The sequence below is a fragment of the Okeania sp. SIO2F4 genome (assembly GCF_010672385.1).
In the GTDB taxonomy this organism is placed as follows: Bacteria; Cyanobacteriota; Cyanobacteriia; order Cyanobacteriales; family Microcoleaceae; genus Trichodesmium.
Window position 1 is genome coordinate 1 of the sequence record NZ_JAAHGT010001090.1, and the last position, 2,940, is coordinate 2,940.

Here is a 2,940-nt window from a genome sequence, read left to right on the forward strand (position 1 = left end):
TGCCAATACCTACTGCTTGAAGAACAATATTTCCTCCTGGAATTTCCATTATAGAGACATCTTTTCTAAAGGAAAGAATTAAGCAAAACGACATGATACACAACTCAAGAAAAACAGAATTTATTAATGGATAATGGATAATGGATAATTAGGGTTGGCTGAATAAATATGAAAACAGGGAAAAAGTACCAGCTTTTAGGTCAAAAAGTCTAATGCATATTAGCAGAAAAGGGTAACACTTGACAGAAAAATTAAGAAACAATTCTTACTTCTACCTCCTCTATAACTGCCATTCTTCTTAGCTCTTAACTACTCCCTACTCCCTTCTCCCTACTCCCTACCTTTAAAATACTGTCTATACAAATCACAAGTTAATGTGGCCTTATTTCCATCTAACTTAATTAACCCCATACTACTTAACTTATAAGCAATAATAGGTTTTAATAACATAGGTTCATTAGTATTGACAAGATTTTGTAGAGCGATCGCTAATTCTGGCTCCTCTTCCAACTTCACTTGATGACGTCGCAAATGATTGGCATAAATTCCGGTAGATGTGGCAGCAGTTTCTAATAATTGTCTCATTGTTACATCTTCTCGACTCAGATGATAAATAGCCAGATGCACCAGTGCTGGATGTCCTCCGGTGGTTGCTATCAAAAGATGTGCTTCTTCTCCATCACTCCAGTTGAGTCCGTAAGATTTTGCTAATTCCAAAACTGCTTCTAAGCTCAAACTACCTAACTGAATTGGTAACCCGACATTAAAAGGTGACTGTTTAAGTTGTAGAGGTACATAAATTTCAGTGGAGTGAACTACCACTAAACGCAGTTTTTGCCACACAGGTTGTCTTTTTGCTTCCTCATACCACGATCGCAATAGAGGAAAAAAGTCCTTTGCTATTTCTGGATACTCAAAAATCTGGTTGACTTCATCTAAAGCTAGAATTAGGGGAGAATTAATTGACTGTAATAAATAGTTGCGGAAGTATAGAGTACAGCTAACTTTGCTACCAATATCTTCATCCCAATAGTCATCTAAGTTAGGCTCTAGGTTTAGTTGATCAGCAATATTAGCACAAAACCAACGTAAAAATTTGTTGATATCATCACTCAAAATGTTTTGGTCTACCCGTTGTAAGTCTAAATTAACGGTGCAATAGTCCAAACTTTCTGCATACTTGATAACCCTCAACAGAAGGGAAGTTTTGCCCATCTCCTGCGGTGCTTTTATTCTTACCAATGCTCCTGGTTTCTCAATTTCTGCATACACTTGCTTCTCAATATCAGACCGTTGTATGTAAAATGGCGAATTTAGAGAAATACATCCACTCGGAAAATTTGGTGACATTAGTTGTGTTATACTGGTAGAAAGTTTTTCAGGTTGTTGAGGTCGGGCATTTTTTTTTGAGGTAGCTTGTGGGATGAGACATATTTGCAGTTGCATCCGACAGTTTTTCTTTGTTACCCTTTGACCAATAATATTAGAAATTCGTCTAAATAACTCAGGAGCAACGACACTACTTAGATAACCTGAGCTGTAACCTGCCTCTTCAGCCACAATATTATAGGTCTTATTATCCCAAATACCTCGGAGCAGCATAATTTCTGCAGTATTTAAAGGAGGATTTTTGGTTTCTAGTAACTTGCGGTTGATAGTTTCTAAAATAAAATCTAGTTTGATAGAGTATGCAGTTCGTTTTGTATCCATCTGTAATATATATTCATAATATCAGGACTTAGGCAAATACACTATATGTAGTGACAATTCTTCCATCAGAGAATATTTTAAATTGAAGCGATCGCAATTACAAACTTTCCCGTCAGTAAGTATTTCAAATATTTAATAGTTGGCTTTGAGAATTTGGTTGGCACTCCAACCTTTCACCTCCAAGATTAGTAGTCCAAGTTCGGGACTAAGAATAATAAAGTCGGAGTAAGAGCCTTTGATATTTGGCTCATAGTAGATGAAAAAATCATCTGGCAGTTCATCTCTAAGTATCTTGAATAGGCGCTTTTCGCCTCTGCTGGCTAGAAGGAATTGTATCAGGAATTGTTAAGGCCATTGGTCACATCTTTATTTGTTACTGTGTTTTTCCGATAGCATTTGCTATCGGAAAATGTCGGACTTAATCTTAAAGCTGGAGCGATCGCTTACTTTGGGATAAAAATAATCTAAGCGATCGCTCACTAATTATTTACTCAGACTTATCAGGAGCAGACTCAATTATTCTCCAGTCTCCAGGAGTTGATACAGCAATTCGTACAGGCGCACCTAGAAAATTATCAACATAATGATAACTGCTACTATATTCAGCCAATGCACCTGAAGGCCGACGGATATGATCAAAGAAGTTTGGCAAGTAGCGATCGCGTTCCACAGCTTCTACCAATTGGCCATAATAGTTGGTTTTTCCCACAAGGAAACTATCATGCCACAATTTCTTGAAGTCTATTCCTATCCAATCTTGTGCAGTCCAGCCACCTCCTCTATCTAGTGCTTGTAAATCGTTGACCAAAAGACATTTATCTGAGTGCATCCCTGTAACAGTTACTATCAGTCCTTCTGCTTTCTTACCTTTGACAAAATCAAGTACAGCTTCAGAGTCAGCAGTAGGGTCAATCCTGGACGCAGCATAGCTAGATATTTGTGGTTGTGGCTCTGGTGCTTTTGGTTTAGAAGGTTGACCAAAACTTGCCAAAATTCTACCTTCCGGTGTCAATATTTCAATCAATGTTCCCATTCGTTCAGAAATTTTATGAAGCTTGGCTTTTGCTCCTTTTGCTAAAAATGCAGCTTCTGAACTATCAGGTGAACAAAGTCGAATAACACCACAACCCAGTTGGACATCCCAACCTGGTAAGTCAAACATTTGTCTTGTTTCCATTTCCATTAGCGAATGATGCCTCTATCAGCTTGTCTAGATATTTTTCGTTGAAT

Annotated in this window: 3 protein-coding genes; all 3 read right to left on the minus strand. The window is 37.7% G+C overall.

The features are described 5' to 3' along the window. Window positions 1-330 precede the first annotated feature (330 nt). The 3 genes from F6K22_RS37405 to F6K22_RS37415 all read right to left on the minus strand — a co-directional run bounded on the left by F6K22_RS37405 (window position 331) and on the right by F6K22_RS37415 (window position 2,893). The gene (locus tag F6K22_RS37405) at window positions 331-1,710 is read right to left on the minus strand and encodes an AAA-like domain-containing protein (protein ID WP_293109843.1); all 1,380 of its coding nucleotides are present in this window, start codon (window positions 1,708-1,710) and stop codon (window positions 331-333) included. Window positions 1,711-1,842: 132 nt separating this feature from the next. Further along, window positions 1,843-2,049 carry a nuclease-related domain-containing protein gene (locus tag F6K22_RS42750; RefSeq protein WP_363275275.1) on the minus strand — a complete coding sequence of 69 codons (207 nt, stop codon included), beginning with the start codon at window positions 2,047-2,049 and terminating at the stop codon, window positions 1,843-1,845. 148 nt (window positions 2,050-2,197) lie between these two features. Continuing rightward, window positions 2,198-2,893 (minus strand): hypothetical protein, encoded by a 696-nt coding sequence (locus F6K22_RS37415; protein ID WP_293109844.1) that lies wholly within the window; start codon window positions 2,891-2,893, stop codon window positions 2,198-2,200. Window positions 2,894-2,940 lie beyond the last annotated feature (47 nt).